6 protein-coding genes are annotated in these 5,675 nt (G+C 68.5%); 3 read left to right on the forward strand and 3 right to left on the reverse strand.

Annotated features, from left to right (window positions below):
- Window positions 1–313: 313 nt before the first annotated feature.
- From DQ229_RS15915 to DQ229_RS15925, 3 genes are read left to right on the forward strand one after another with little or no spacing between them, the layout of a single operon-like run.
- Window positions 314–1,855, forward strand: coding sequence for a class I adenylate-forming enzyme family protein (locus DQ229_RS15915; RefSeq protein WP_114967258.1), 1,542 nt, complete (start codon window positions 314–316; stop codon window positions 1,853–1,855).
- Entirely contained in the window at window positions 1,852–2,508 is a 657-nt protein-coding gene (locus tag DQ229_RS15920) for a DsbA family oxidoreductase (RefSeq protein WP_114967259.1), read from the forward strand. The genes DQ229_RS15915 and DQ229_RS15920 overlap by 4 nt, the downstream gene beginning before the upstream one ends.
- 41 nt (window positions 2,509–2,549) lie before the next feature.
- Window positions 2,550–3,734, forward strand: a complete 1,185-nt coding sequence (locus DQ229_RS15925; protein WP_114967260.1) for a multidrug effflux MFS transporter — start codon at window positions 2,550–2,552, stop codon at window positions 3,732–3,734.
- A gap of 100 nt (window positions 3,735–3,834) precedes the next feature.
- Here the strand turns inward: DQ229_RS15925 and DQ229_RS15930 are convergent, their stop codons facing one another.
- The 3 genes from DQ229_RS15930 to ihfB form a co-directional block, all read right to left on the reverse strand.
- Window positions 3,835–4,488, reverse strand: a complete 654-nt coding sequence (locus DQ229_RS15930) for a phosphoribosylanthranilate isomerase (protein ID WP_114967261.1) — start codon at window positions 4,486–4,488, stop codon at window positions 3,835–3,837.
- 115 nt (window positions 4,489–4,603) lie between these two features.
- Window positions 4,604–4,987 carry a LapA family protein gene (locus tag DQ229_RS15935; protein WP_114967262.1) on the reverse strand — a complete coding sequence of 128 codons (384 nt, stop codon included), beginning with the start codon at window positions 4,985–4,987 and terminating at the stop codon, window positions 4,604–4,606.
- 17 nt (window positions 4,988–5,004) lie between these two features.
- On the reverse strand, window positions 5,005–5,292 hold the full coding sequence (ihfB, locus tag DQ229_RS15940) for an integration host factor subunit beta (protein ID WP_114967263.1): 288 nt from the start codon (window positions 5,290–5,292) through the stop codon (window positions 5,005–5,007).
- Between the last annotated feature and the right edge of the window lie 383 nt (window positions 5,293–5,675).

Below are 5,675 nucleotides of genomic sequence, written 5' to 3' on the forward strand. Positions count from 1 at the left end.
TTTGAGCGAGCCGCGCAGAACCCACGTCGCGAAGCGCCCACCCAGGGTCGGGCGCAGCCCTCACCGCTGGCAGGGCGATGTTGAGACGAAGAACAATTTCCCGGTCCCTCATAACCTGGATGCATTTTTCAGCAGCCTGTTGGATCCAGCCGAACGTCAAGGAACAGTTTCCCGCCGCCCTCAAGCGAGAACGGTTTCTCAGCAGCCCCGGCCGCGCCCCTTATCCCGTCTGGCCCGTTTTCACCGGGGCGCCTTTGCCGCGCGTTTGCGCATGCGCTTGCATGGCGGCGCCGCGCGGCGTAGCACATCGCCCATGCTTTCGATCGTCGATTCCGGGCCGCCGCCGCCCTGCCCCGCCCCTTTCAACATCGCCGCCTATGTGCTGGCCGCCGGGGAACGCAGCCCGGACCGGAGCGCGTTGCAGGTGCTGCGTGCCGGCGGGGCCGAGCGCTACAGCTACGGCGCGCTGGCGCAAGCGGTGCGCGGCACCGGCACCGGCCTGCTGGAAATGGGGCTGAAGCCGGGCGACCGGGTGCTGATGCGTCTGGCCAACAGCGTCGATTTCCCGGTGCTGTTTCTGGGCGCGATCGCCGCGGGGCTGGTGCCGGTGCCCAGCTCGGCCATGCTGACCGCGCCCGAGGCCAGCCGCATCTGCAACGAGATCGCACCCGCGCTGATCGCCGCGGGGCCGCGTGTGGCCCTGCCCGAGAACCCGCCCTGCCCGGTGATCGGGCCGGAGACGCTGCGCGCCATGCGCGACCTGCCGCCTTGCGCCTGGCATATGGGCGCACCCGAACGCCTAGGCTATATCGTCTATACCTCGGGCACATCGGGCAAGCCGCGCGCGGTCTGCCACGCGCATCGTGCGGTCTGGGCGCGGCGGATGATGTGGCAGGGCTGGTATGACCTGCGCGAGGACGACCGGCTTTTGCACGCGGGCGCCTTCAACTGGACCTATACGCTGGGCACCGGGCTTCTGGACCCCTGGGCGATCGGCGCCACCGCGCTGATCCCCGCCGCCGATGTCACCCCGTCGATGCTGCCCCTGCTGCTCAAGCGCTTTGACGCGACAATCTTTGCCGCCGCGCCGGGGGTCTACCGCCAGATGCTCAAGGATGTCACGGCGCCGCTGACCCTGCCGCGCCTGCGACACGGGCTTTCCGCCGGCGAGAAACTGCCCGAGGCCACCCGCACCGCCTGGACGCGCGCCACCGGCACCGAAGTCCACGAGGCCTTCGGCATGTCGGAATGCTCGACCTTCCTGTCGGGCGCACCCGCGCGCCCGGCGCCGCAGGGGGCCTCGGGCTATGCGCAGCCCGGGCGGCATATCGCCGTGCTCGATCCGCAGGGCCAGCCGGTGCCGCGCGGCACGCCCGGCGTGCTGGCGGTGCATCGCGACGATCCGGGGCTGTTCCTGGGCTATCTGGGCGCCGAGACTGAGACCCGCGCGCGCTTTGCCGGCGACTGGTTCCTGACCGGCGACATGGCGGTGATGCAGGACGACGGCGCGGTGCAATATCTGGGCCGCGACGATGACATGATGAATGCCGGCGGCGTGCGGGTCTCGCCGCTGGAGATCGAATCCGTGCTCAACCGCCATCCCGCCATCGCCGAATCTGCCGCCTGCGAGGTCGAGGTCAAACCCGATGTCACTGTAATCGCCGCCTTTTACGTGCCCACAACGCCGGGCGCTGAACCCGACGAGCAGGACCTCGCCACCTTCGCCGCGCAGAGCCTCGCGCGCTACAAGCAGCCGCGACTTTACCGCCGGGTGGATACCCTGCCGCGCGGCCCCAACAACAAGCTGGCGCGCCGCAAGCTGCGCGACGGCTTCGCCGTGGAGACCGGGCAATGACGCTGCGCCTCGAGATATTCGCCGATGTGATCTGCCCCTGGTGCCTGATCGGCAAGGCACAACTTGAACAGGCGCTGGCCGAGGCGGGGCAGCCGGTGTTCGACATCCAGTGGCAGCCCTTCCTGCTCAACCCCGACATGCCCGCCGAAGGCATGGACCGCCGCGCCTATCTCGAAAACAAGTTCGGCGGTCGCGCCGAAGCGGCAAAAGTCTACACCGAAATCGCCCGCGCCGCCGAAGCCGCCGGTATCGAGATGGATCTCGCGGCGATCCGGCGCACCCCCAGCACGCTGGACGCGCACCGGCTGATTCACTGGGCCGGGCTCGAGGGGCGCCAGGCGGCAGTGGTCGATGCGCTGTTTCGCAGCTATTTCCAGCGCGGCGAGGATATCGGCACGCACGAGGTGCTGCGCCGGGTCGCCGGTGACGCGGGCATGAACAGCGAGATGGTCGCCCGCCTGCTGGAAACCGACGCCGACCTCGCCGAAACGCGCGGGCGCGCCGCCCATGCCCGGGCGCGCGGCATCTCCGGCGTGCCGACCTTCATACTGGCCGAGACCCATGTGCTGACCGGGGCGCAGCCTGCCGGGTTCTGGCGGCAGGTCATCGCCGAGATCGCCGGCAGCGCCCCCCAAGGCGGAAGCATCCATTGACGCCCCCGGTCAAGCCGCTCCCCTTTCCCGAATTCGTGGCCATGCTGGCGATGCTGTTCGCCACCGTGGCCTTTTCGATCGATGCCATGCTGCCATCGCTTTCCGCGATCGCGGCCGATCTTTCCCCGCAGGCGGTCAACCGCGCGCAGCTCGTGGTGACAATCTTCATGCTTGGCATGGGGGTGGGCACGCTGGTTGCCGGGCCGCTTTCCGACAGTTTCGGGCGCAAGCGCGTTGTCGTCATAGGCATGGGTATCTATTGCCTTGCCGCGCTGATCGCGGCGCAGGCACAAAGCCTCGAGCTGCTGCTGGCGGCACGCCTCGTTCAGGGGCTGGGCGCGGCGGGGCCGCGGGTTGTCACGCTGGCCATGGTGCGCGACCTCTATGTCGGGCGGCGCATGGCGCAGGTGATGTCTTTCGTGATGACGGTCTTCATCCTCGTGCCGGTGATCGCACCCACGCTGGGGGCCTGGATCGCGGGTTTCTGGGGCTGGCGGGCGGTGTTTCTGTCCTTCGTGGTGTTCGGGGTGGTGGCAGGCAGCTGGCTGATGCTGCGCCAGCCCGAAACCCTGCCCCCCGAAACCCGGCGCCCGCTGCATCTCGGCCCGGTTCTGGCGGCGCTGCGCGAGGTTTTCTCCTCCCGCATGGTGGTGATCTGCATTGGCGCACTTTCGCTTGGCTTCGGGCAGATGTTCATCTTTCTTTCGACCTCGCCGCAGATCTTTACCGATATCTTCGACAAGGGGCACAGCTTTCACTACTGGTTCGCGCTCGTGGCGCTGGCAGCGGGCACCTCGGGGCTGGTCAATGCCAGCCTGGTGATGCGGCTGGGGATGCGGCTTCTGGCCAGCACCGCCTTTGCCACGCAGGCGGTGCTCTCGGCGCTGGCGCTGCTGGCCTTTGCCCTGGCGCCGCTGTCGCCGCAGGCAGAGTTTGCGCTGTTCTTTGCCTACATGGCCGGCGCGTTCTTCATGATCGGGCTGACCTTCGGCAATTTGAACGCGCTCGCGCTCGAGCCGATGGGCCATATCGCGGGCATGGCCTCGGCCGTGGTGGGCGCGGTTTCGACGATCCTGGCGGTGCTCCTCGCGGCGCCGGCAGCACTGCTTTACAACGGCACGGTATTTCCGCTGATCACCAGCGTGATGCTCTGTTCGGGCCTGGCCTTCGTGCTGCTGCGCCGCCTGCGCCCCGGCGGCCCCGATGCCCCGGACCGCCCGGACTGAAGCCGCCACGCGCCCAATGCACGGCCGGCAGAGAGCCGCGCCCTGACCAAATGCAAAACCAGGAAAACCCCTCAGGCCATTCCGAATCTGCCATGTCGCCTCAGGCCCCGACCGTGCGGCAGGCCGCCATGAACTCGCCTATCAGGCGCGCATCCTTGACCCCCGGCGCGCGCTCCACCCCCGACGAGACATCGAGCTGCCGCGCCCCGGTCAGCCGCACCGCCTCGGCCACGTTCTGCGACCTCAGCCCCCCCGCCAGCATCCAGGGCACCGGCCAGCGCCGCCCGGCGATCAGCCGCCAGTCGAAGGCCAGCGCATTGCCGCCCGGTCGCTCGGCGCCGGGGGGCGGCTTGGCATCGACGAGAATCTGATCGGCCACCCGGGCATGGGCATCGAGCGCGGGCAGATCGTCCCGCGTCGCAATGCCCACCGCCTTCATCACCGGCAGTTTGAACCGCGCGCGCAGCCGGGCCACCCGTTCGGGGCTTTCGCGCCCGTGCAACTGCAGCATGTCGATGGGCACCGCCGCCAGCAGCGCGGCCAGCTCGTCATCCGTGGCATCGACGGTCAGCGCGACCTTGACCACCCCCGCCGGCGCCGCCAGCGCCGCCGCCCGCGCGGTGGCGTGATCGACATGGCGCGGCGAGCGCGCGAAAAACACGAATCCCACATAGGCCGCGCCCGCCGAAACCGCGGCCGCCACATCCTCGGGCCGGCGCAAGCCGCAGATCTTCACGCGCATCGTCTCGCTCATATCCCCTGCCCGGCACCTTCCGCGCGCGCCCGCACCCGAAAGAAAACCTGCTCTCTTCTTGGCAAAAATATCCCCGCCGGAGGCATCCCCGGCCCGCTACGGGGCCGCCGTCGGCCTATCTGGTCGCGGGCGGTCCTTCCAAGCGGCGCGCATCGTCCTCCTCGAGGATGGCGAGCACGTCATCGCCCTCGCTCTTGCGGCCACGGCCGGCCTTGCCCAGCCTGGCCTCCAGCGCCTCGGCCTCGCGCCGCGCGCGCCGCGCCTCGGCCCGGTGGCGGTATTCGCGCAGCCATTCCCAGACGAAACCGATCGTCAGTCCCAGCAGCACCCCGCCCAGGATCACCAGAAAGAGCGGCAGCTCGATCGCATACTCCAACCCGAGGAACCCGGCCATGTCGGTGGGCAGCAGCCGCAATGTGACCGGCGCGCGATTGGCCAGCGCCAGCGTCAGAAGAACCAGCGCCAGAAGCGCCAGGATGGCATATTTCACATAGCGCATGGGCGCCTTGCTTTCCTTCAGTTTGCCTTGCCGTTCAACCGGTCGCGCAACAGCTTGCCGGTCTTGAAGAAGGGCACGCATTTTTCCTCGACATGCACGGTCTCGCCGGTGCGCGGGTTGCGTCCGATGCGGGCCTCGCGCTTCTTGACCGAAAAGGCGCCGAAGCCGCGCAGCTCGACCCGGTCGCCGCGGGCCATGGCCTCGATGATCTCTTCGAAAACGGTGTTGACGATACGCTCCACGTCACGCTGGTAGAGATGCTCGTTCTCTTCCGCGATCTTCTGGATCAGTTCCGACCGGATCATGTTGTCGTTCCCCCCGATGGGCCACGATGGGGCGGCGGGGCAGGTTTCCCGCCGCGATGTCGGGCCAGACTATAGGATGAAATACGCCGGGCACAAACAAAAAGGCCCGGGTTTTCAATATCTGCGCGCACATGCGGCATCATGCTCCTGACACCCGCTCCGGCCCGACCGATGCTCTATCAAGGACCTCTGCAGAACACGGCCCGGGAAGAGCCCCGAGGGCAGCGCCTGCCTGGGTGGGCGCTCATGCCTGACGGAGCCACCGGCGCGGCGCTCAAGAAACTGTCTACGTCACAATATGTTGAGGCCTTTGAAGCGCTTGCCGGGATGGAGGGGGACCGTCGCCCCGGTGGGGCGGCGTAAGCCCCCGGAATGGCAGGCGC

The organism is Alkalilacustris brevis, assembly GCF_003350345.1.
Lineage (GTDB): Bacteria > Pseudomonadota > Alphaproteobacteria > Rhodobacterales > Rhodobacteraceae > Alkalilacustris > Alkalilacustris brevis.

Excerpts from the sequence above, each read along its gene's own strand:
- DQ229_RS15915 (WP_114967258.1), top strand. The coding sequence starts at position 314 with ATGCTTTCGATCGTCGATTCCGGGCCGCCGCCGCCCTGCCCCGCCCCT.
- DQ229_RS15920 (WP_114967259.1), top strand. The coding sequence starts at position 1,852 with ATGACGCTGCGCCTCGAGATATTCGCCGATGTGATCTGCCCCTGGTGC.
- DQ229_RS15925 (WP_114967260.1), top strand. The coding sequence starts at position 2,550 with ATGCTGGCGATGCTGTTCGCCACCGTGGCCTTTTCGATCGATGCCATG.
- DQ229_RS15930 (WP_114967261.1), bottom strand. The coding sequence starts at position 4,488 with ATGAGCGAGACGATGCGCGTGAAGATCTGCGGCTTGCGCCGGCCCGAG.
- DQ229_RS15935 (WP_114967262.1), bottom strand. The coding sequence starts at position 4,987 with ATGCGCTATGTGAAATATGCCATCCTGGCGCTTCTGGCGCTGGTTCTT.
- ihfB (WP_114967263.1), bottom strand. The coding sequence starts at position 5,292 with ATGATCCGGTCGGAACTGATCCAGAAGATCGCGGAAGAGAACGAGCAT.